General features: G+C 63.8%; 25 protein-coding genes and 1 tRNA gene. 13 read left to right on the forward strand and 13 right to left on the reverse strand.

Features of this window, described 5'->3' with window-relative positions:
• The 6 genes from Q8M85_RS12110 to Q8M85_RS12135 all read right to left on the reverse strand — a co-directional run.
• A partial coding sequence (locus tag Q8M85_RS12110; protein ID WP_305544776.1) for a hypothetical protein occupies window positions 1–1,059 on the reverse strand: 1,059 nt, incomplete at its 3' end.
• Window positions 1,060–2,562: 1,503 nt separating this feature from the next.
• Entirely contained in the window at window positions 2,563–2,844 is a 282-nt protein-coding gene (locus Q8M85_RS12115) for a hypothetical protein (protein ID WP_305544779.1), read from the reverse strand.
• Window positions 2,841–3,491: a hypothetical protein gene (locus tag Q8M85_RS12120; protein ID WP_305544782.1), complete on the reverse strand. Its 651-nt coding sequence runs from the start codon at window positions 3,489–3,491 to the stop codon at window positions 2,841–2,843. The genes Q8M85_RS12115 and Q8M85_RS12120 overlap by 4 nt, the downstream gene beginning before the upstream one ends.
• 12 nt (window positions 3,492–3,503) lie before the next feature.
• Window positions 3,504–4,007, reverse strand: a complete 504-nt coding sequence (locus Q8M85_RS12125; RefSeq protein ID WP_305544785.1) for a hypothetical protein — start codon at window positions 4,005–4,007, stop codon at window positions 3,504–3,506.
• Window positions 3,994–4,458 (reverse strand): hypothetical protein, encoded by a 465-nt coding sequence (locus Q8M85_RS12130; protein WP_305544788.1) that lies wholly within the window; start codon window positions 4,456–4,458, stop codon window positions 3,994–3,996. The genes Q8M85_RS12125 and Q8M85_RS12130 overlap by 14 nt, the downstream gene beginning before the upstream one ends.
• A gap of 96 nt (window positions 4,459–4,554) precedes the next feature.
• A tRNA-Ser gene (locus tag Q8M85_RS12135) sits at window positions 4,555–4,644 on the reverse strand.
• Between the two features lie 168 nt (window positions 4,645–4,812).
• Here Q8M85_RS12135 and Q8M85_RS12140 point away from each other — a divergent pair.
• The 6 genes from Q8M85_RS12140 (at window position 4,813) to Q8M85_RS12165 (ending at window position 9,940) form a co-directional block, all read left to right on the forward strand.
• Complete coding sequence (locus Q8M85_RS12140; protein ID WP_305544791.1) at window positions 4,813–7,245, forward strand: FAD-dependent oxidoreductase; 2,433 nt, start codon at window positions 4,813–4,815, stop codon at window positions 7,243–7,245.
• Window positions 7,246–7,902, forward strand: a complete 657-nt coding sequence (locus tag Q8M85_RS12145; protein WP_305544793.1) for a Crp/Fnr family transcriptional regulator — start codon at window positions 7,246–7,248, stop codon at window positions 7,900–7,902.
• Window positions 7,903–7,963: 61 nt separating this feature from the next.
• Window positions 7,964–8,167 (forward strand): DUF2892 domain-containing protein, encoded by a 204-nt coding sequence (locus Q8M85_RS12150; RefSeq protein ID WP_305544796.1) that lies wholly within the window; start codon window positions 7,964–7,966, stop codon window positions 8,165–8,167.
• A gap of 7 nt (window positions 8,168–8,174) precedes the next feature.
• A complete protein-coding gene (locus Q8M85_RS12155) occupies window positions 8,175–8,609 on the forward strand; it encodes a YeeE/YedE family protein (protein WP_305544799.1) in 435 nt (144 codons plus the stop codon).
• The gene (locus Q8M85_RS12160) at window positions 8,609–9,040 is read left to right on the forward strand and encodes a YeeE/YedE family protein (protein ID WP_305544802.1); all 432 of its coding nucleotides are present in this window, start codon (window positions 8,609–8,611) and stop codon (window positions 9,038–9,040) included. The genes Q8M85_RS12155 and Q8M85_RS12160 overlap by 1 nt, the downstream gene beginning before the upstream one ends.
• 15 nt (window positions 9,041–9,055) lie before the next feature.
• The gene (locus tag Q8M85_RS12165) at window positions 9,056–9,940 is read left to right on the forward strand and encodes an MBL fold metallo-hydrolase (RefSeq protein WP_305544805.1); all 885 of its coding nucleotides are present in this window, start codon (window positions 9,056–9,058) and stop codon (window positions 9,938–9,940) included.
• Window positions 9,941–10,007: 67 nt separating this feature from the next.
• On the opposite strand, the gene Q8M85_RS12170 is transcribed toward Q8M85_RS12165, so the two are convergent.
• From Q8M85_RS12170 to Q8M85_RS12185, 4 genes are all read right to left on the reverse strand, one after another.
• A complete protein-coding gene (locus Q8M85_RS12170) occupies window positions 10,008–10,202 on the reverse strand; it encodes a hypothetical protein (RefSeq protein ID WP_305544808.1) in 195 nt (64 codons plus the stop codon).
• A gap of 224 nt (window positions 10,203–10,426) precedes the next feature.
• On the reverse strand, window positions 10,427–10,612 hold the full coding sequence (locus Q8M85_RS12175) for a hypothetical protein (protein ID WP_305544811.1): 186 nt from the start codon (window positions 10,610–10,612) through the stop codon (window positions 10,427–10,429).
• A gap of 272 nt (window positions 10,613–10,884) precedes the next feature.
• Window positions 10,885–11,160, reverse strand: a complete 276-nt coding sequence (locus tag Q8M85_RS12180; RefSeq protein ID WP_305544814.1) for a hypothetical protein — start codon at window positions 11,158–11,160, stop codon at window positions 10,885–10,887.
• A 115-nt stretch (window positions 11,161–11,275) separates the two neighbouring features.
• Entirely contained in the window at window positions 11,276–12,262 is a 987-nt protein-coding gene (locus Q8M85_RS12185) for a D-glycerate dehydrogenase (protein WP_305544816.1), read from the reverse strand.
• A 129-nt stretch (window positions 12,263–12,391) separates the two neighbouring features.
• Here Q8M85_RS12185 and Q8M85_RS12190 point away from each other — a divergent pair, with 129 nt between their 5' ends.
• Genes Q8M85_RS12190 through Q8M85_RS12210 form a run of 5 tightly spaced genes read left to right on the forward strand, consistent with a single transcriptional unit; the run spans window position 12,392 to window position 17,331 of the window.
• A complete protein-coding gene (locus Q8M85_RS12190; protein WP_305544818.1) occupies window positions 12,392–12,970 on the forward strand; it encodes an SH3 domain-containing protein in 579 nt (192 codons plus the stop codon).
• On the forward strand, window positions 12,960–13,850 hold the full coding sequence (locus Q8M85_RS12195) for a cation diffusion facilitator family transporter (protein ID WP_305544821.1): 891 nt from the start codon (window positions 12,960–12,962) through the stop codon (window positions 13,848–13,850). Before Q8M85_RS12190 ends, Q8M85_RS12195 begins: the two co-directional genes overlap by 11 nt.
• A gap of 57 nt (window positions 13,851–13,907) precedes the next feature.
• The gene (locus Q8M85_RS12200) at window positions 13,908–14,567 is read left to right on the forward strand and encodes a TetR/AcrR family transcriptional regulator (protein WP_305544824.1); all 660 of its coding nucleotides are present in this window, start codon (window positions 13,908–13,910) and stop codon (window positions 14,565–14,567) included.
• Window positions 14,564–15,751 carry a pyridoxal phosphate-dependent aminotransferase gene (locus Q8M85_RS12205; RefSeq protein WP_305544827.1) on the forward strand — a complete coding sequence of 396 codons (1,188 nt, stop codon included), beginning with the start codon at window positions 14,564–14,566 and terminating at the stop codon, window positions 15,749–15,751. Before Q8M85_RS12200 ends, Q8M85_RS12205 begins: the two co-directional genes overlap by 4 nt.
• A complete protein-coding gene (locus tag Q8M85_RS12210) occupies window positions 15,748–17,331 on the forward strand; it encodes a 5-guanidino-2-oxopentanoate decarboxylase (protein ID WP_305544829.1) in 1,584 nt (527 codons plus the stop codon). The genes Q8M85_RS12205 and Q8M85_RS12210 overlap by 4 nt, the downstream gene beginning before the upstream one ends.
• Here the strand turns inward: Q8M85_RS12210 and Q8M85_RS12215 are convergent.
• Complete coding sequence (locus Q8M85_RS12215; RefSeq protein ID WP_305544832.1) at window positions 17,319–18,464, reverse strand: MFS transporter; 1,146 nt, start codon at window positions 18,462–18,464, stop codon at window positions 17,319–17,321. The genes Q8M85_RS12210 and Q8M85_RS12215 overlap by 13 nt on opposite strands.
• 428 nt (window positions 18,465–18,892) lie before the next feature.
• On the opposite strand from Q8M85_RS12215, the gene Q8M85_RS12220 reads away from it, so the two are divergent.
• The gene (locus tag Q8M85_RS12220) at window positions 18,893–19,504 is read left to right on the forward strand and encodes a 50S ribosomal protein L25/general stress protein Ctc (protein WP_305544834.1); all 612 of its coding nucleotides are present in this window, start codon (window positions 18,893–18,895) and stop codon (window positions 19,502–19,504) included.
• Window positions 19,505–19,647: 143 nt separating this feature from the next.
• Here Q8M85_RS12220 and Q8M85_RS12225 read toward each other — a convergent pair whose 3' ends face one another.
• Complete coding sequence (locus Q8M85_RS12225; protein ID WP_305544837.1) at window positions 19,648–19,770, reverse strand: hypothetical protein; 123 nt, start codon at window positions 19,768–19,770, stop codon at window positions 19,648–19,650.
• 220 nt (window positions 19,771–19,990) lie between these two features.
• Here Q8M85_RS12225 and Q8M85_RS12230 point away from each other — a divergent pair, with 220 nt between their 5' ends.
• Window positions 19,991–20,428, forward strand: a complete 438-nt coding sequence (locus Q8M85_RS12230) for an NAD(P)H-dependent oxidoreductase (RefSeq protein ID WP_305544840.1) — start codon at window positions 19,991–19,993, stop codon at window positions 20,426–20,428.
• Here Q8M85_RS12230 and Q8M85_RS12235 read toward each other — a convergent pair.
• Window positions 20,405–21,088 (reverse strand): FkbM family methyltransferase, encoded by a 684-nt coding sequence (locus Q8M85_RS12235; protein WP_305544843.1) that lies wholly within the window; start codon window positions 21,086–21,088, stop codon window positions 20,405–20,407. The genes Q8M85_RS12230 and Q8M85_RS12235 overlap by 24 nt on opposite strands.
• Between the last annotated feature and the right edge of the window lie 57 nt (window positions 21,089–21,145).

Here is a 21,145-nt window from a genome sequence, read left to right on the forward strand (position 1 = left end):
GACACCAGACTTGTAGGTCGTGGTCGTGGTGGTCTTCTCGTAGCCGTATTCGTTCTTGCTGGACGAGGTGGACTTGCTGGAAACAGCTGACCCGGCTTTGCCCGAGTCCCCGCCGCCGCCGCCAGAGCCGCTGTACTTGTCGGCGTAGCTCTCCTGCTTCTTAGTAGACGAGGTTCCACTGCTTTTCGAAATCAATGTTGATCCAGAGCCGGTTCCGCCTTCATAGCCAGCCTGCTTTCGAAGGATTGCATCTGGATAGAAATTCTTGTCCCCCGTGATAGCTACGCCGTTGTATCCAGAAACTAGGACCTTGGCGGCCTTCTGAAGATCGCCAGAGGCGTATGAATTAACGTATTGGTTGACAATCTCGCTCGAAACATACTTGTCGCCAAGATAGCCAGGTTCACCGGGAGTCCCCAGCGCGCGGTCGCGCCTATCGCTCCATGATTCTCCGACTTGTGGCGTCAAATCCCTTGAAAGAATGTCTGCTCTCAGCGTGAACGAAAAATTAAGACTCCACTGAAGCCCGCCGGGGGGCACCTCAGCGCCCAATCCAATTCCCTTCTCGATAGCCGCCAACGGAGCGCCGACGTATTCTGCATACATGTCGACAAACTTCGAGAATTTCTTCCAATTGCGAGTATCGTAGGAGAAGCTTAACACGGAACCTAGCGCTGTATCTTCGTCAGTGAACACTCCGCCGAAGATGCTGATGCTTCCACCAGGAGATTTGACTTTGAAACCATAGTCCTCGGTAACCATTCCTTGAGAGTTCGTTGTGTGCCTGTAAGTAAATTCCTGCTTAAACAAGCCAGCACCACCGGTTACTCGCAAAGACCCACCATCCCAACTGGTAGGTCGATACTCGACGCTTCCGCTAAATACCGGTGGAAGCTTCACATCGGCCTTTAGGCCGATATTATAGGAAATCTCGTACTTTCCGTAGAAGTCGCCCTTCACTCCGCCAGAAGCGTACAGGACCCCAAAACCAGCACCCGTAACGCCAAAGAAGTCCGCAGCGCTGTCCAGCCACCCATAGTCAACGTCAGTCTCGGCCATGTGTCTCTCCTGTCCAGATTGGATCGGCGCTTCCAAATATTAGCCGATCTAGGGCGAGTGCTTCAGTTGTGGTGATAAGGAAAGTCATATCGTCGTAAATCATTAGCAACGGCTTGCCCTTCATCCATGAGCAAACATACCTACCAAGAGAGAATCGCTCATTAGGTTCGCGAGGTGTAAGAAAATGCCGAAAGCCCATATCCGGAGCAGGGAAGGTGATCGAAATAAGAGTATCGCTTCCAGAAAGTCCATCAGAAGTCCCATTAACCTTCTTTACTCGATAACGCACGGGCGTTCCTGTCGGCCCGTAAAAGATTGTGACTTCAAGCCTTTCAGATAAGTTCTCGCAGGTGCTTGGAAGAAGCTTCAAGAATGGAAACTTCCTCGACATTGCCAGGGAGGCTAGAACGGTATCCAGCCTACGCCTCAATTTATCGTCTCCATTATTACTTGCGTGGAGACTCTTGCGGACCCTGCTGCTTCCTTGATCGCTACAAGCTTCCCACGCAAGCACGCCGGAAGCTGCATTTCAGTGCAATATTTCGCAAATAAAGAATTTTGGAGGCGATGCAGGGTGGTCGCATCTGAAAACTGTACTTGCTCAGTCTGTAAAAGTCTTTTGGAGAAAGGTAGCGGATGATGATGGTAGAGACTTGGCGTCGCGTCAACCAAACCCAACCTTCGGCCCCCAGCCCACACCCCACTCCCCGCACCCCTGACTCCAACCCCGTCCATCCGCGCACCGACCCGTTAACCACGCTCTCACCAGACCTCCCACAACCGTGAGCTGTCAATCCTCCCTGACACTTTCCCACAGGAATATTTTACGGCCCCCACCCTCACTCAGCCAAGTGGTTCCATGCAATAGCCCACACCCACTGTTACGAAGTTACAGCAGCACCCCTCCCAGAACCAGAATATCAACCGCAGGGCGACCACCTTTCACCCGTCACGCGCGCGCCCCAAAAGTCGGAAAGTCAAACCTCTCCAAATCCCTAACGCCCGCGACCAGCCCGTTGATTCCAAACATCCATCCGCGTTTGTCCACCGTGGAAACCCCCACCGCCGACTATCGCCATTCATGTCCCGGATCGAGAACAGCGCCTCCATATCCCCCGCCGCCGTCGGGTTCCATTCGGTGAAGACTGCCGCTGCTCGGTGATCGCGTTGCGCCGGTCGGGATCGTTATAACGAGATTACCACTCGTCTGCCGCTTTACAGAACCCTTTGCGCTGCAGAAGCTCCCGATGATTTGCAGCGCCATTGTGAGGACTTGCAAGGCGAGCTGCGCAGCTTTGAACGCGCCCACCACAAAACGCCCGCCCGCCTCACCCTGGCTCAGCCAGTCGGCGCTGCGAACCTTTGGCTGCTGCCATCAATCAAATATTCCAAGAACGTCGGGCACGATCATGAGGGGGCGAAGAGAACGTCCAATGATATGCCATGTATCAGGGCAAATGGCGGCGGGAGCGCGACTGCAGTCCAACCTTCTCTGGGCGGTCGTCAACTTTCAGTCACTGGCCAGGGCCCGTCCCGAAACACGTAGTCGTAGACCTCATTGAGATAGCGGTACAAGGTTTCCTCGTCATCAAACAATTCGTTGGCATGATCTGCATACCAGTCAACTGTCACCGAACGCGTTCGCAGCACTTCGTCAAACTGCCGCTGGACGCGCTCGATCCATTCAGACTTTTCCGCAACTGCCGCCTTCAACTCATGCGGTTGATAATTGTCAGTGTGCAGAAACAGGTGAGCTGTCATCATGAATTCGTACGGAACGGTCATTCGCGCCTCCCAACCGGAAGCATCGTGACGAGCTGCGGCTCGCCATCGGCGGCAATTCTGAAACGAGCAATGACGAGGCCGCCATCGAAATCCATCGCGGCTAGGGGTACAGGGCCGCTGCGGTGGCCGATGCGCATGACCCCTTCCACCGATGTAAGCAAATTGAGTCCCAAAGCATCTTCGATTCTGACGACGACCTCAAAAGCTCCGCGCTGATATGCCGGATCAAACAGTGCCGCGTCGCGCGCAGCGCGATATTCAGGCGTACTGCGAACATAGTTTTCTGCAGCCACAAAGGCTTCGGGCGAGGTAAATCTCGACGCTGCACGTGGCGCTCGATGCCGACCCCCTGTTTCGCCATCAACACGTGTTCCAGTCATCGGGTCTATCCCGCGCAGAACACGCGCCTCAAGCATCGCCCTTGTCACGGCACCTTCATGGCGTTGCGGACCGTGGCCTTGGGTGGACAGGTCCGCAAAGCGTCGAGACACATAGGTGGCAACGGAAGCTCGACGCATGCTGAGCATCCCGTCATAGCGCGCGGCAGCCGTGCGCAAGGCAACGATGGTATCTCGCGGCCGCAGGCGCGCCACACCAATTCCCAAACGTGACGCAACGGTGGTCAGGGCAGTGGCCCCAAGTGTCACCGACGCATCAAGTTACGCCACCTGCCGGTAGGCGCTCATTAGGGAACCTTCCGGGACAAGCCCCAGACGGTGTTCCAGGTCAAGCGGGCGCAAGTCGGCATGGCGCGCGTCGAAGTAGTCGACAAACGCCTCGGCCATGCTATGTGCAGTTTCGGCATCAAGGTTGATGATCGTGTCGATGGTCCGGATCAGCCCTTCGCGCATTGCAAGGCGTTCGACCTCTTCCTCGGGCGTGATGACTCCGAAGAGCCGCCGATAGCCGAGCCAGGAGAACCGGATTGTGGAGTAAAGCGTCTCGACCCCGCCCGCTGCCGCTTCAGCCGCCGCATCAGCCAAACCTGCTCCTTGCGCATCGGCGATCCGGTTCGACAGGCCTTCCGAAAGCGTAACTTCTGTCAGCAGGATTGCTCCGTCCAGGATTGCAGGTTCGGCCGTGCAGCGGCAGTTGTAGCCATGGCCGGGGTGCCCGTCGCTGAAGCGGTCATCCCAAGAGAAGAGTCTGTCATCGCTCGCCATGCGTCGTTCGAACTTTGGGATCGTCTTGGGTGCGCCAGATGTAGTGGGTCACTCCCAGGTCACGTTGACGCCGTTCATTGATCTCGGTCAGGAAACGCCGCGCCAGCCAATCCGACAATGTGGCGAGATCTGCTTCGGAAACAGATGGGTCGCCAGCTGACAGGATCGCGGAAGCCTGATCGGAATATGTCGCCCGCGCCTGACCAATTTCGGCCTCGATGTCTTCTGCGGCTGGGTCGGCCTCAATGCCAGCCCGCCGAAGGGCTGCTGCAAGGCCGAACCAGTTTTCAGCAGCAAGTTCGCGCAGGCGCTGCTCAAAAGCATCAACGCTGGTCGGGTCAGGCCACGACTGCTTTAGCTCCAGCGACCGTTCAACAGCAAGCAGGCTCAGGATGATGCTTGCATGACCGCCATGACGGATGACCTGGCTGAAACTGGCGAATGAACTCATGGCTTCCCCTTGGAGTTGAAGGAAACCTACATCGGTTCGGGTTGGAAATCGTTAACCGAGCGTTCGGTGCCAGAGAAGGTTCGACCGAAGTCGCGTTGGCGGAGACGAAGGGATTCGAACCCTCGAGACCCTTTCGGGTCTGCGCCCTTAGCAGGGGCGTGCCTTCGACCACTCGGCCACGTCTCCGCCTGCCCGTTTATCGGGGCGTCGGTGCGGGGGCAAGTGGAAAGGTAGCGGTGCGCGCACCGGCAGAGAAGGCTTCTGTTCCGCAAAAGCCCGCACTAACCTGCCGGAAACGGCAGACGCGGGCGGGATGCTTGGGACAGCCGGGCGCAAACACGGGGATACCCAGAAATGTCACTTCCTGCCCAAGCCCAGATCATCGTCATCGGCGGCGGTATCATCGGCTGTTCGACCGCCTACCACCTGGCCCGCGACCACAAGGCTGACGTGCTGCTGCTGGAGCAGGGGAAGGTCACCTCTGGGTCGACCTGGCATGCAGCGGGGCTGGTGGGGCAGCTGCGCTCCTCGGCCTCGATCACCAAAGTGCTCAAGTATTCAGTGGACCTCTACAAGGACCTGGCCACCGAGACCGGTCTGGACACCGGCTGGAAGATGACCGGCTGCCTGCGGCTGGCCACCACGCCCGACCGCTGGACCGAGTTCAAGCGGCTTGCCACCACCGCCCGCAGCTTCGGGATGGAGATGGAGCTGATCGGACCCGACGAGGTCAGGCGCATGTGGCCGCTCATGGACACCTCCGACCTGATCGGCGCCTCGTGGCTGCCGACGGACGGGCAGGCCAGTCCCTCGGACATCACGCAAAGCCTGGCCAAGGGCGCGCGGATGCATGGCGCAAGGATCGTCGAGGGGGTGCGTGTCACCGGCTTCAAGATGGACGGCCGCCGGATCTCTCATGTCGAGACGCCCCAGGGCAATATCGCCTGCGACACCGTGGTCAACTGCGGCGGCATGTGGGCGCGGCAGATCGGTGCAATGGCGGGGGTCGCAGTGCCGCTGCACCCGGTGAAGCACCAGTACATCGTGACCGAGAAGATCCCCGGCCTCGCCCCCGACGCGGCCACCCTGCGCGATCCCGACCGGCGCACCTACTTCAAGGAAGAGGTGGGCGGTCTGGTCATGGGTGGCTACGAGCCGAACCCGCAGGGCTGGGTCACCGGCGACATCCCGGAAGACTGGGAGTTCCGGCTCTTCGACGACGACTACGACCACTTCGGCCAGCACCTTGAACAGGCCATTGCCCGCATCCCCGCTTTGGCCGAGGTCGGCGTCAAGCAGATGATCAACGGCGCGGAAAGCTTCACCCCGGACGGGAACTTCATCCTTGGCCAGGCGCCCGAGTGCGCGAACATGTATGTGGGTGCAGGCTTCAACGCCTTCGGCATTGCAAGCGGGGGCGGAGCGGGCTGGGTCCTTGCCGACTGGGTCATGCGGGGCGAAGCGCCCCTGGATCTCTGGGCGGTCGACATCCGCCGCTTTTCGACCCTTCACCGCGACCGTTCCTGGGTCGCCGAACGGACGCTGGAAGCCTATGGCAAGCACTACAGCGTCGCGTTCCCGCATGAAGAATACACCTCTGGCCGCCCCCGTATCGTCTCGCCGCTTTACGACCGGCTTAAGGCGGCAGGCGCGGTCTTCGGGTCGAAACTGGGATGGGAACGCCCTAACTGGTTCGCGCCCCCCGGCGTGGACCCGAAGGACGTCTACTCGATGGGGCGACAGAACTGGTTCGACGCCGTTGGCCGGGAACACCGGCACGTCCGCGCGTCTGCCGGGGTATTCGACCAGTCCTCCTTCGCCAAGTACGAGCTTTCCGGCCCCACGGCGGCCGAGGCACTGGAAGCGATCTGCGCCAACCACGTTGCGCGCAACATCGGCCGGCTGACCTATACTCAGCTTCTGAACTCGCGCGGCGGGATCGAGTGCGACCTGACCGTCGCAAGGCTGGCCGAGGACCGCTTCTACATCGTCACCGGCACTGGCTTCCGCACCCATGACTTCGGCTGGATCGCGGACCACTTGCCCGCCACCGGCATCACTTTCCGCGATGTGACCGAAGACTGGGGCACGCTGTCGCTGATGGGTCCTCAGGCGCGCGACATCCTGTCCAAGGTCACCACGGCGGACGTGTCGAACCTTGCCCTGCCCTTCGGCTCGGCGCGCGAGATTACCATCGCCGGGGTCCCGGTCCGCGCCCTCCGAGTGACCTATGTCGGTGAGCTTGGCTGGGAACTGCACGTCCCCATTGCCGCCCTTGGCACGGTCTACGACGCTCTGATGGCCGCCGATCCGCACCTGAAACCCGTGGGATACCGTGCACTGGAAAGCTTGCGGCTGGAGAAGGGCTACCGCGCCTGGTCCTCTGACATCACACCGAACGACACGCCCTTCGAGGCGGCACTTGGCTGGGCGGTCAAGCTGAAATCCGGCCGTCCCTTCCTTGGCCGTGAGGCGCTGATTGCGCGCCAGGACCAGCCGCTGCCGAAGCTTTTCGTCGGGTTCACCGTCGCCGACCCCCAGGCCGTCCTTCTGGGACGCGAGACGATCCTGCGCGACGGTCAGCCCGTGGGGTACCTGACCTCGGGCGGCTACGGCTACACGGTCGGGAAAAGCATCGGCTACGGCTATGTCCGAAATGACCGGGGCGTCACCCCGGACTGGGTAAGCCAAGGCCGCTACGCGCTGGTCATCGCCGGCGACGAGACGTCCGCCGAGATCACGCTCACCCCGCCTTACGACCCGACCGGCGCCCGGATCCGCGCCTAGATGTCCTGGCTCCAGCGCTTCGCCGACCTGGGCCAGTTGCCCACCCCTGTCGGCAACGATCTTGTCGCGCGCAGCCGCGTGGTTCATCTGCCCGCCGGTACCCGGGTGTTCGAAGCCGGTCAGCGGGCGCAGAACATGCTTCTGCTTTTGCAGGGCAGCGTGCGGGTCCAGCACGGTTCGGACACCGGACGCGAGGTCTTTCTCTACCGCGTCCACGCCGGGGAAAGCTGCATCCTGACCACCGCATGCATGTTGGCGGACGAGGAGTATGCCGCCGAAGGCATCGCCGAAACCGAGGTCGAGGCCGTTGCGATTCCCCGCTCGGTCTTCGACGATCTGACCGCGCGATCGGTCGCGTTCCGCACCTTCGTCTTTCGGACCTATTCCCGCCGGATCGCTGATCTCTTTGCGCTGATCGACGACATCGTCTTCCAGCGAATTGACGTCCGGCTTGCCGAACGCCTGCTGGACCTGGAACAGAACGGCATCATCCAGGCCACGCATCAGGCGCTTGCGGTCGAGCTTGGCACCGCGCGCGAGGTCATCTCGCGGACCTTGGGCGAATTCCAGCGCAGGGGCTGGGTGGAAACGGCACGCGGGGAAATCTCGATCACCCAGCGCGCAGGTCTGGAGCGGCTGTCGCGCTCTGTGACCTAGTCACCGACAGGGCCGCGGTTTCGTGGCAGACTCCACTCATCCAGAACAAGGAGAGTCGGATATGGGACGGAATGTTGGAACAGTGGACCGGGCTTTGCGCGCACTGATCGGGATCCTGGCGCTGGCTGGTGCGTTTGCCCTCGGTTGGTTCTCGGGCTGGACGGTCTGGGCAGCGGCAGCGGTTGGTGTCATCATGCTGGGCACCGCCGCCGTGGGCTTCTGCCCGCTTTACCGGCTGGTGGGGATCAACACCTGCAAGATCTGAGGGTTGCATGGAAACAGCTTTTACCCCCTGGGCCTCACTGGGGGGAGGCGCACTGATCGGCCTCGCGGCCGTTCTTCTGATGGCCCTGCACGGCCGCATCCTGGGGGCCACCGGCATCCTGGGCGGTCTCTTGCGATTCACCGATCCGGCCGACTGGTCGCTGCGTGCTGCGATCATCGCCGGGATGGCCACCGGACCGCTCGCCTGGCTTCTGGTCACGGGTGAGCTGCCGGTGATCGATCTTCCGGTGCCGAACTGGGGCGTCGTCCTTGGCGGTCTGATCGTCGGGGTGGGCGTCAGCTACGGCGGCGGCTGCACCTCGGGCCACGGGGTCTGCGGCATCGCGCGGTTCTCGCGCCGGTCGCTGGTGGCGACAGCCTCGTTCATGGCCACTGCCATCGCTACGGTCTTTGTCATCCGACATCTGCTGGGGGGCTGGTGATGCGCCTTCTTGCTGCCTTCGCCATCGGCCTGATCTTCGGCCTCGGCATCACCATTTCCGACATGATCAACCCGGCCAAGGTGCTGAACTTCTTCGACATCGCCGGAACCTGGGACCCGAGTCTCGCCTTCGTCATGGCCGGGGCACTTGGCGTTGCGATCCCCGGCTACCGGCTGGTCTTCCGCCGCCCTGCCCCGGCGATGGAGCAGCACTTCCAGTTGCCCGACACCCGCTTGATCGACCGTCGCCTGGTCCTGGGCTCGGCCACCTTCGGCGTGGGCTGGGGCATCGCCGGCTTCTGCCCCGGCGGCGCGCTTCCCGCGCTTGGCACCGGCGATCCGACGGTCCTTCTTTTCCTTGCCGCCCTGATCGGCGGCCTTCTTCTGGCGCGCGTGCTGCAAAGCCGGTTTCCCGCCCGCAAGCCAGCCTGACCAAAGGAGATGTCCATGACCATCAAGGTTGACCTGTCCGTGAAGCCCGAAGTGAAGGGCTTCTTCGATCCCGCGACCAACACCATCAGCTATGTGGTGAAGGACCCGGCCTCGAATTCCTGCGCCATTGTCGATTCCGTGATGGACATCGACTATGCCGCCGGGCGCATCACCTACGACCACGCCGACGAGCTGATCGCCTATGTCCGGGACAAGGGCCTGACGCTCGAATGGCTGATCGAGACGCATGTCCACGCCGACCACCTCTCGGCCGCGCCCTACATCCAGCGCCAGCTGGGCGGCAAGATCGGCATCGGGCGCAACATCACCGTGGTTCAGGACACCTTCGGCAAGGTCTTCAACGAAGGGACCGAGTTCCAGCGCGACGGCTCGCAGTTCGACCGGCTTTTCGACGATGGCGATACCTACCAGATCGGCGGGATGACCTGCTTCACGATGCATACCCCCGGACACACCCCCGCCTGCATGACGCATGTGATGGGTGACGCGGCCTTCGTCGGTGACACCCTCTTCATGCCGGACGGCGGCTCGGCCCGGGCGGACTTTCCCGGCGGCGATGCCGGTCAGCTTTATGACAGCATCCAGAAAGTCCTGTCCCTACCCGAACAGATGCGGCTCTTCATGTGTCACGACTACGGCCCGAATGGCCGTGACATTCGCTGGGAAACGACCGTTGGCGAAGAAAAGGCCCATAACATCCACGTCGGCGGCGGCAGAACGCGCGAGGAGTTCGTCGCAATGCGCGTCGCGCGGGACAAGACGCTGGCAATGCCAAAGCTGATCATCCCGTCGCTGCAAGTCAACATGCGCGGCGGCGACCTGCCCCCGCCGGACGAGGACGGCAAGCGCTATCTGAAGGTGCCGATCAACGGGATCTGAAATGAAGAAGGCCCCGGTCGCCGTGATGGAGACCGGGGCCCGTTCTGACGTCAGTCAGAAAGGATTATTATTCGTCGTCGCCACAAGCGATGGCGCAAATCAGCACCAGACCGACAACAACCGGAACGATCCAGCCCGAACGCGGGCTGTCAGCGACGACTTGCGGCTGGGGTTCTTCGACGATGACGATGGGGCCGCCAGCCGAAACGGCCGAGCTGAAGGCAAGGGTAAGGGCGAGGATGCTCGATGCGATCTTGGTCATTCTGTGTTTTCCTTGATGTCGTGACCGGTCGTTACCGGCCCTCGTTTCGCATAACACAGGTCAGCTTGGAATATGAGTGGTCGAAACCCGAATGTCGCATCCTCAGACGCAACCTGTGCCAAAGATGCATCATCCCGGCTGTTCAAGACTTGGTGCGCCCAAATGAAAACGGCAGCGCCTGAGGCGCTGCCGTTCAACCAACACGTCCGGTGTTGATCGCAAAATCAGTCGTCGTTGCCGCAGGCGATCGCGCAGATCAGGACCAGGCCGACCACGACCGGAACGATCCAGCCCGAACGCGGCGAGGCAGCCTCGACAACGGGCTCTTCTTCCACGATGATCGGGCCACCGGCGAAGGCAGCGGACGAGATCATGGTAGCCGCCAACATCGGGGCAAGAAACTTCTTCATGGCATTTCCTTTCTAATTTCCGGGCAGCCCGGGGGAACACAGCTTCGGACGCTAAGGCAAGTGCCGCTCTGGGCACAACGGATTCGTGAAAAACTGTGACGAATGAGTCCGGCGTTTTGGCTTTAATGCAACAGAATGGCCGTGGTTTCGGTGCGTTGCAGACGGTGTTCCCAGTCAGGCCCGCTGACTGCGATGTCCAGAAATGGCAGGGGACGGCAGGTGCCGCCCCCTCTACCGTTCAGTTACCCTTACGACTCACCCGGAAGCTGGAGTCAGAACTCCTTGGGATCACCCTCGGTCGGCGGCACCGGATCGTCGTCACCACCGCCGCACACGATCAGGCAAACAAGAACCAAAGCACCGATCACCGGCAGAATGCCGATCCGGCTGCCGGGGTTTTCGGCGATCAGCTCGTCGTTGCCTTCTTCGATGATGACCGGACCACCGGCATAGGCCGCCGATGCGGACAGCGCTGTCACTGCGACCAGCGCCGCCTTGAAGGTATTCAACATGTCGTTCTCCTCATCTCGCAGGAACGTGACGTGCATGTCACAAACTTGCCTGACTTCCTTAGTGCGACCCGAATCATCAGGCAATCAACCCAACGTCGAAGAAACAGTTTCTCCACAGGAATCCGCCGATGATCTCCTACAGGTTGTATTTTCAGAACATACCCGGCACAACCTGATCCGGTGGGCGGTGTCCGTCGGCAAAGGTCTTGATGTTGATGATGACCTTTTCGCCCATCTCGATGCGGCCCTCGATGGTGGCCGACCCCATATGCGGCAAGAGCACCACGTTCGGCAGTTCCACCAGCCGCGGGTTGATGTCGGTGCCGTGCTCGTAGACATCCAGCCCAGCCCCCGCCAGTTCCCCGGCCCGCAGCGCGCGGGTCAGCGCGTTCTGGTCGATCACCTCCCCGCGCGAGGTGTTCACCACCACGGCCGAGGGTTTCATCAGCTTCAGCCGCCGCGCGTTCAGAAGGTGAAACGTCGAAGGCGTATGCGGGCAGTTCACGCTGACGATATCCATCCGCGCCAGCATCTGATCCAGGCTTTCCCAGTAGGTCGCCTCAAGTTCGGCCTCGATCTCGGGGCGGACGCGCTTGCGGTTGTGGTAATGCACCTGCAACCCGAAGGCCTTGGCCCGCCGCGCCACGGCCTGCCCGATCCGGCCCATCCCCAGGATTCCCAGCCGCCGCCCGCCCAGACGCCCGCCCAGGTTGGCCATCGGCGACCAGCCGGTCCAGCCGCCCGCCTGCATCACCTGCAACCCCTGCGGAATCCGCCGAGTGACGGCCAGAATCAGCGCCAGCACCATGTCCGCCGTGTCCTCGGTCGTCACACCGGGCGTGTTCGACACCAGGATTCCCCGCTGCCGCGCCGTCGCCACGTCGATATGATCGACCCCCGCCCCGTAATTGGCGATCAGCTTCAACGTCTCGCCCGCCTGCGCCAGCAGGCCCGCATCGATCGTGTCGGTGATCGTCGGCACCAGCACATCGGCCCGTCGCATCACTTCGGCCAGCTCTTCACGCGTCATCGCCACATCGGGGTCGCGCAGCTCGACGTCAAAGAGCTCCTTCATCCGCGTCTCCACGACCTCGGGCAGCCGTCGCGTCACGACCACAGTCAGGCGGCTGGCAGGCATGGCACTCTCCCCGACACTTCCAAATCCGGCGTCCTTGGGGCAAGGTGCAGCCAAGCGGGGCAATGCACAAGACCCAGGTAGAGCGGTAATGGCACGGATGCACCGCACGGCATCCCGGAAGGCGGCAAGATGAAACGGTTGGTCGGGGTTCTGGCACTTCTGGGCGCTCTTTCGGGCACGACCCTTGCCGCGCAAGAGACCGCCGCGCCAGAGACCGCCGCGCCAGAGACCGACGCGCCGACGGTCTCCGACAAGCCCCCGGAAAAGCAGTGCCAGCCCGACATCGGCTGCGTCACGAACCTTCCCCTGCCCCGATACGTCTCGCTGAAGGGGTCCGAGGGCAACGCACGGCGCGGCCCGGGCCTGACCCACCGGATCGACTGGGTCTTCACCCGTGCGGGCATGCCCCTGAAGATCACCGCTGAATTCGAGAACTGGCGCCGGGTCGAGGACTTTGAAGGCGCGGGGGGCTGGGTCCACTACTCGCTCCTTTCTGGCGTCCGCACCGCCCTGGTCACCCTTGACATGGCCGAGCTGCACGACGCGCCAGGGGACGGCTCGACCGTGGTCGCCCAGGCCGAACTGGGCGTCATCGGACGTGTCCTCGAATGTAACCCGGCCTGGTGCCGGGTCTCTCTGGATGGAATGCGCGGCTGGATCCGCAAGGCAGCGATCTGGGGCGTGAAGGAAGACGAAGTTGTCGATTGATCGGAAGGGGGGGGCCAGACTCGCGATTTCGGCGGGGCTGGCATCGGTCCTGGTTGCCGGGGTTCTGGTTGCGCTGAAGCTTTGGGCCCTGGCCGAGACCGGGGCCCTGTCCATCGCCGCGTCGCTGGCCGATTCTGCGCTTGACCTGATGATGTCGCTTGGCGCCGCCGCCGCAATCGTCTACGCGGCCCGCCCGGCCGACGAGGACCATGCCTTCGGCCATACCTCGGCCGAAGATCTGACGGCGCTGGCGCAATCGGCCTTCATCCTGATCTCCTCTGGCGTGATCGGCTGGACCGCCGTCCGGCGTCTGACCGCCGACACCCCGCACCAGCTTGCCTCTGAAGGGCGCGGCCTGTTCGTCATGGTCATCTCGATCATGCTGACCCTCTTGCTGGTCTGGTGGCAGGGCCGCGTCGCCCGCCGAACCGGCAGCAAGGTCGTCGCCGCCGACCGGCTGCACTATCTGGGCGACCTTCTGCCCAGTCTCGGGGCCATCGGCGCGCTCTGGGCTTCCAGGCGCTACGGCATCGGGTCCATCGACGCGGTCGTCGCGCTGGCTGCCGCCGCCGTCATGGTGATCGGTGCGCTTCGCATCGGCAAGGACGCCTGGGACGCGCTGATGGACCGCGCTGCCGACCCCGCGATCATCGAGGGCATCGGCAAGATTGCCGCCGACTGGCCGGGCGTGCGCGGCTACCATGACCTCAAGACCCGCACGGCGGGTAGCCGCGTCTTCGTCAATCTTCACATCGAGCTTGATGGCGAACAGTCCTTGCGTCAGGCGCATGATATCGGCGCAAGCCTGCGCAGGGCGATCCTGGACGCCTACCCCCACGCAGACGTCATCATCCACAAGGACGTCCACCGCGAGACGTAAGCGGTTGACTTCACCCACTCTCCGCACGATTATACGCGCGTATAACAGTCGGACCTCATGCAACCCGCCCGCCGCCTCTATCGCCGCGAAAGCGAAGAAAGCCGCCGCACGGCGCTGATTTCGGCCACGCAGGAACTGGTGGCCGAAGGCGGGCCCGAGGCTGCGACGGTGCGCGCCATCGCCGAACGGGCCGGGGTCACTCCGGGCCTCATCCGGCATTACTTCCAGTCCAAGGACGAACTGTCGCGCGCCGCCTATCGCGCGCTGATGGACGGGATGACGGCCAAGGGCGCGGATGCCATTGAAGGCGTCGGTGCCGGCCCCGAAGAGCGCCTTGCCGCCTTCATCGCCGCCTCGCTGCGCCCGCCGGTCCTGGACGCAGGGGCCGTCGTGCTTTGGGCCGGCTACATGCACAAGGTGCGCAGTGACCCCGACCTTATGGCCGTGCACGAGGCCAGCTATCTTGCTTACCGCGACACCTTGCAGAAGCTGATCGAAACGCTCCCGCGCGCGGTGAAACCCGGCCAGACCCGGGTCGAGGCCATTGCCTGCAACGCATTGATCGACGGGCTCTGGGTCGAGGGCTCGCTTCTGCCCGGCACATTCGAGCCTGGCGAAGTCATCACCATCGGCCTCTCGGCGGTCAGCGCCATCCTCGGCATCAACCTGCTGGACCACACTGCCATGCTCCCCGATTTCGGAAAGACCACGCCATGAGATACGCTTCCGTCACCGATCGCCTGTCCGGCCTTGGCGGTGCCAAATGGGCGCTGCACGCCCGCGCCCGTGCGATGAAGGCCGCAGGCGAGGACATCATCGAGTTCACCATAGGCGAGCCCGACGTTCCCACCCCAACCCGCTTCATCGAAGCCGCAAGTGCGGCAATGCAGGCCGGACGCACCGGCTATTCCAATGGCCGGGGTGAACCTGGCCTCGTCGCCGCCCTTTCCGCCCGCTACACCGCCCGCCGCGGTCGCGAGATCAGCCGTGACCAGATCATGTGCCTGCCAGGCACGCAGACCGTCCTCTACGGCATCCTGCGGACGCTTGTGGAAGCCGGGGACGAGGTGCTGCTTGGCGACCCGATGTATGCGACCTACGAGGGCCTGATCGCCCAGACCGGCGCAAAGGTGGTTCCCGTCCCTCTGAAACCCGAAACCGGCTTTCGGATGCAGGCCGCCGACGTCGCCTCCCGGATCACGCCGCGCAGCCGTGTGGTGTTCCTGAACTCTCCGCACAACCCAACCGGCGCGGTCCTCCGCCCCGAAGACATCCGCGCCTTGGGCGATCTGGCAAAGGCGCACGACCTTTGGATCCTCTGCGACGAGGTCTATGAGGATCTGGTTTTCCCCGGCGTGACCTTCACCTCGCCTTTGAACTACGCCGACCTTGCCGACCGCACCATCGTCGCCTCGTCGATCTCGAAGTCGCATGCTGCCCCCGGCTTCCGCTCTGGCTGGTGCGTCGGCCCGGCCGAGTTCTGTTCCCGGATGCTGCCACTTTCAGAAACCATGCTATTTGGCAGCCAGCCCTTCCTTGCCGATGCCACCGAACTTGCAGTTTCCGAACCTTCGCCCGTCGCCGCCGGTATGGCCGAACGCTTCTCGCGCCGCGCCGGGATTATCGCCGATACGCTGTCGGGCGTGAACGGGCTTTACGTCCACCGACCCGAGGCGGGCATGTTTGCCCTGATCGACGTCCGCGCCACCGGCCTTTCGGGCGAGGATTTCGCGGCCTCGCTCCTTGACCGTCAGAAGGTCGCGGTCATGCCCGGCGAAAGCTTCGGCGCCGGGCTTTCGGGCTGGTTGCGCCTGTCACTCACGCAACCCGACGATCGCACGACCGAGGCCGCCAATCGCATCGCCGCCCACGCGGCCAGCATCCTGGGGAACGCAGCATGACCACCGTTGGCATCCGTCTGGTCGAGGGCCTGCTCGCCCGCGGCATCGACACCGTCTTCGGCATCCCCGGTGTCCACACCATCGAGCTTTACCGTGGCCTCGCCGCGGCCCAGGGCAAGATCCGCCACGTCACTCCGCGCCACGAACAGGGCGCGGGCTTCATGGCCGACGGCTATGCCCGCGTCTCGGGCAAACCCGCCGCCGCCTTCGTCATCACCGGCCCCGGCCTGACCAATACCCTGACCGCGATGGCCCAGGCCAAGGCGGACAGCGTCCCCATGCTGGTCATCTCCGGCCTTGGCCGCAGCGACACCCTGGGCAAGGGTCTTGGCCGGTTGCACGAACTTCCCGACCAGGGCGCGATGGTCGCCACGCTGTGCCACACCGAAACCGTGACTGACCCGAAGAAGCTGGGCGAGGTTCTGGACCGTGCCTTCGCCGCAATGACCGCAGGTCGCCCCGGCCCGGCGCATATCCAGATTTCCACCAACATGATGGGCCAGCCCTGCCCCGAACTGCCGCCCTCGGTCACATCAACCAGCGCCGTGCCCCTGCCGCTTGGCCGCCTCCGCAGCATCGCCGCCACGCTCAACGCAGCCGAGCGTATCGTCATCCTGGCCGGTGGCGGCACCCGCGGGGCGGAAGGTCCCCTGCAAAAGCTGGCAGAATCCCTTGACGCACCGGTGATCCAGACCGTCAACGCGCGCGGGGCGATGTTCGGCCACCGGCTGACCATCCCCGCTTCGCCCAGCCTGACCTCGGTCAGGAAGTTCATCGCCGACGCCGATCAGATCCTTGCCATCGGCACCGAACTTGGGCCGACCGACTATGACATGTATGCCAACGGTCGGGTGCCGAACCTGTCGGACATGATCCGCATCGACATCTGCGCCGATCAGCTGGCCCGCCACCCGGCCAAGATGCCGGTCAAGGCCGACGCCGGGGCAATGATGGCCGCGCTCATGCCGATGACCATCCGCGGCAACCGCGACGGCGCCGCCCGGGCCGAAGCGGTCCGCCAGGCCGCACGGGCCGAGATTGCGGCGCTTGACGAGGGCATGCCAGCCCGACTCGACATGGTCGAGGTGATCCGCGACGCCATGCCGAATTCGATCATCGTAGGCGACAGCACCCAGCCGGTCTATGCCGCCAACCTCTACTACGACCACGACCGCCCTCGCGGCTGGTTCAACGCGGCCACCGGCTACGGCGCGCTTGGCTTTGCCCCAGGTGCTGCCATCGGTGCCGCCATCGCTGCGCCCGGCGTACCTGTGGTCTGCCTGATCGGTGACGGCGGCCTGCAGTTCAGCCCCGGCGAACTTCGCACCGCCGTCGACGAAAAGCTCCCCATCACCTACGTCGTCTGGAACAACGCCGGCTTCCGCGAGATCGAGGATGCGCTTCGCCAGGCCAAGGTGGACCCGATCATCGGCTGCCACCCCTCGCCCTTGGACATGGAACACTTCGCGATGGCCTGCGACATGGTTTTCGCCAGTGTGCCCCCCGACCCCGACCAGCTGGGCGAACTTCTGATCACCCCGCACGACGGCCCGCGCTTCCTGGAGGTTCAGGCCCGCTGACGCCTCAGGATCGGGGCCAGGACAAAGACCAGGCCCACCAGGCAGGCCGCCCAGACGAAGGCAAAGCGCAGCCCGAAGGTTCCGGCCAGCACCCCCAGCAGCGGCGGCCCGACGAAGTATCCGAAGTAGCCCAGCAGCGTCGCCCGGGCGACGGCCCGAGCACGCGCGGAATCGGGGCTCATCTGCCCCACCAGCGAAAAGGCCGTCGGTGCCAGCACTGATGCGCCGATGCCCATGACGAAGAAGCCAAGATAGGCGACCAAAGGGCTTGGCGCCTGCGCCACGACCAGCGCGCCCACCGCCGCGATCACCGCGCCCGCCCGCAGGATGGTGAAGGCATCCACCTTGCCCGCCAGCCACTGCCCGCCCAGCCGCGCAAATCCCATCGTCAGCGCCAGCATCGCCGGCCCCAGAGCACCTTCCTCCGGGCTGCCGCCCAGGGTCTTCTCGATATGCAGCGCCGACCAGTTCTCGGCCGCGTTTTCCGTCATGAAGGCGATCAGCACGATCCCGCCACCCAGCACCGGCACCAGGCCCAACGGCACGGCGGTTCCGTCCCTGGGCCTGCGCAGCCCGTCGATCCGCCCGTCGCGTTCGATGGTCAGCGTCGCGCACAGGACCCCCACCACCGCCATTGTCCCCATCACCCAGTCCGGCCCCCAGCCCGCCCCCCGCAAGACGCCGGTCAGCACCGCGCCTCCGGCATAACCGAAGGAATAGGCCGCGTGGGCCAGGTTCATCAGGTGCAACCCGCGCTCGGTCTCGATGGCCGCCACCCGCGCGTTCATCAGCACATCCGTCAGCCCCGTTGCGGCCCCCGCACAGGCCATCGCCAGCGGAAACAGCCACCAGACCGAGGCCTGCCCCGGCAGCATGAAGGTCAACGCCATCATCAGGACCGCCACCGGCAGCGCCGCCCGCCCCATCGCCGCCCCGAATGTCGGGGCCACCAGCATGGCGCTGATCGCGGCAATGGGTGTGCAGAAGATCAATAGCCCCAGTTGCGCCTCGTCCACACCCAGCATCAGCTTCAGGTCCGGCAGGACCGCCGCGAAGGTCCCCCAAAGCACGCCCATCGCCGCAAAGGCCCCAATGGCGGGACGGGCATGCGCCAGGGTGGGAAGGGAAATCATGGCGGAAGGCTCCTGGGCAAGAGAATGACAGCTATCCCGGCGCTCCGGTTCCATCCAGCCCACGGGCGACGCACCAGCCCGCCGAAAGCGACACCGGCATCCGACCGCTGCGATTCGCGCGGCAAGGTTAACGGCCTGCCGTATGGCCGTGCGTATGTATGGAAGGAAGACGGGTTACATACCTGTTCCAGACACCTGTGGCCTCTGAAAACAGCGGCATTAATCCAGCGTTCCCAATATCTTGACCGCTGCACTATCCCCCGTTGCGTCCCAAGGCCGGTTTTCCGCCTTCACTGACGGTTAACCCTGCGCCGCGCCGCCACTGCGCAGGGCGAACTTCCCCCTTCCCTTCCGGCCCATTCTCCGTTAATGCCCCCCGGTCGCGCCATGCACCCTTGGAGGATGGCGGACTTATATGGAGAGAACCTATGGCACGCGAGATCACCGATCTTCTGGCCGAGGTACGGACGGGGACAGGCAAGGGGGCCGCCCGTCAAGCCCGTCGTGACGGCTACGTACCTGGCATCATCTATGGCGACGGCTCTGAGCCGGTCGCGATCAAGATGAAATTCAACTACCTCCTGACCAAGCTTCGGCAGGGTCGCTTCCTGCAGTCGCTGTTCAACCTCAAGGTTGAAGGTCAGCCCGACGTGCACGTCGTGTGCCGTGGCGTCCAGCGCGACGTGGTCAAGGACATGCCGACGCATGTCGACTTCATGCGCATCCACGATGATAGCCGGATCGAACTGTTCATCCACGTCGAATTCGTGAACCACGAAGCCAGCCCGGGCCTCAAGCGCGGCGGCACCCTGACCGTCGTCCGTCCCGAAGTCGAACTGGAAGTCACCGCCTCGGATATCCCCGATCACATCACGGTCGACCTGACCGGCAGGAAGATCGGCGACGTCATCCACATCAACGATGTGGAACTGCCCGCCGGCGTCAAGCCGACCATTGCGCGGAACTTCGTGATCGCGAACCTCGCGGCTCCGTCGGGCCTGGTGTCGGAAGAGAACGCCGCAGCCGACGCCGAAGCCTGAGGCATCGGCATCCTGATTGCGCGGGGGGTCTTCGGGCCCCCCGTCTGCATTTGCGGCACCGCTCGTCGATGACTTCGTCACTCCTCGCTGCGGCGCCCCCCCGCGACGAGAAGACGAAGTCGCACGAGGAGCAGCCCCTGGCGTTACGGCAAGAGCAGCGCGTCGGACATGTCCACAGGCGACTGGCCCGCGCGGGCCCTCACCGCCCCGGCATCGCCATGCATCCCGCACTGCGCCGAAGCCGCTGCGTGAAAGACCAGCGCCATCACCGCCTCGGCCAGCACTTCCGGCGCGGCCTGACCCCAGCTCTCCCCGCGCCTGCATCCCCGCTACTCCCGCGGCCAGCCGCTCGACCACCAGAAAGATCAGCTTGTCCAGCCCCGCGCCCGCCGGACCGCTGAACCGGGCAAGCAACGCCACCGTTTCGGCATCCGATGCGAACAGGCGATATACCCGCTCCAGGCTGCGCATCGTTCGACCCCGACTTTGGCCAGACCAGCTTTCGCAATACCGGCGCTGGAACCTGACCTGGAAACCTTCCGCGAAGACCTTCTGTGGGCCGAACACGTCGTGCTTGTCACCCCGATGTGGTGGGGTGGACTTCCTGCCAAGACCAAGGGGCTTTTCGACCGCACGCTCCTGCCGGGCTTCGCCTTCGACCCTCGCCAACGCCGGATGGCCTTACCGACCCCGCTCCTGTCGGGAAGGACCGCGCATTTCATGCTCACCTCCGACACCCCCGCCTGGGCCTTCTTGCTGATGTATGGCTGCGCGCTCAAGCCGCAGGTCCATCGCCAGATCCTGTCCTTCGTCGGCCTGAAACCCCTCCGCCACACTTATTTCTCGCCGGTCGAACACAGCACGCCCGAACTCCGCGCGCGCTGGCTGGCCGACACCCGCCTATTCGGCACCCGGGCCGACTGACCGGCGGAAGACCAGAGTATCCTTCTTCGCACCCTCGGCCTCGGCGAAACCTTGCGCCACCAAGGCCGCCACGATCCGCTGCACTCCCTCCGGCCCGTAAACCTGTGGGTGCGTCTCGACCACCACAAGCCTCACCCCCGGCAAAGGCTGGGTCAACACCTCCAGCTCGCCCCCCTCGATGTCGCAGCAGATCGCGGTGGGGGCGAACCGTGCCAACAGCTTGCCCAGCGGTCGCGCCGGAACCCGGATCACCTCGGCACTTTCCGGCCAGCCGTCCGGCCCCTTGAGACTGCTCGCCCAGAATGCGGGACGCTGGCCGAAATCCACCTCGCCCGCGCCCGCCCCCACCACCGCGCCTTTCAGCACCTTGACGCCCGGAACCCCGTTCGCCACCAGGTTCCTTCGCGCAAGCTTCACCGTCTCGGGTCCGGCCTCGACGCCCATGACCGCATCCTCGCCCAGAACCCCCGCCGCCAGCGCGCAGATGAACCCCAGCCCCGCGCCCAGGTCCAGAAGCCGGTCCCCCGGCCGCAGATGCAGCAGCAGCGCATCCGCCTCGTGGTTCTCGTAGCGGCCACTGGACAGTGCGCGCTCCAGGTTCCCCTTAAGCGCCGCCTCCGGCAGGTAAAGCGTCAGGCCGCGAAGGGTGAAGCTGCGCATCCGGTCCCGCTTGGTTGTCTCGACCCCATGCCAAAGCTATACCCCACCCGACGCGCA

It is taken from the genome of Tabrizicola sp. (assembly GCF_030694085.1).
In the GTDB taxonomy this organism is placed as follows: Bacteria; Pseudomonadota; Alphaproteobacteria; order Rhodobacterales; family Rhodobacteraceae; genus Tabrizicola.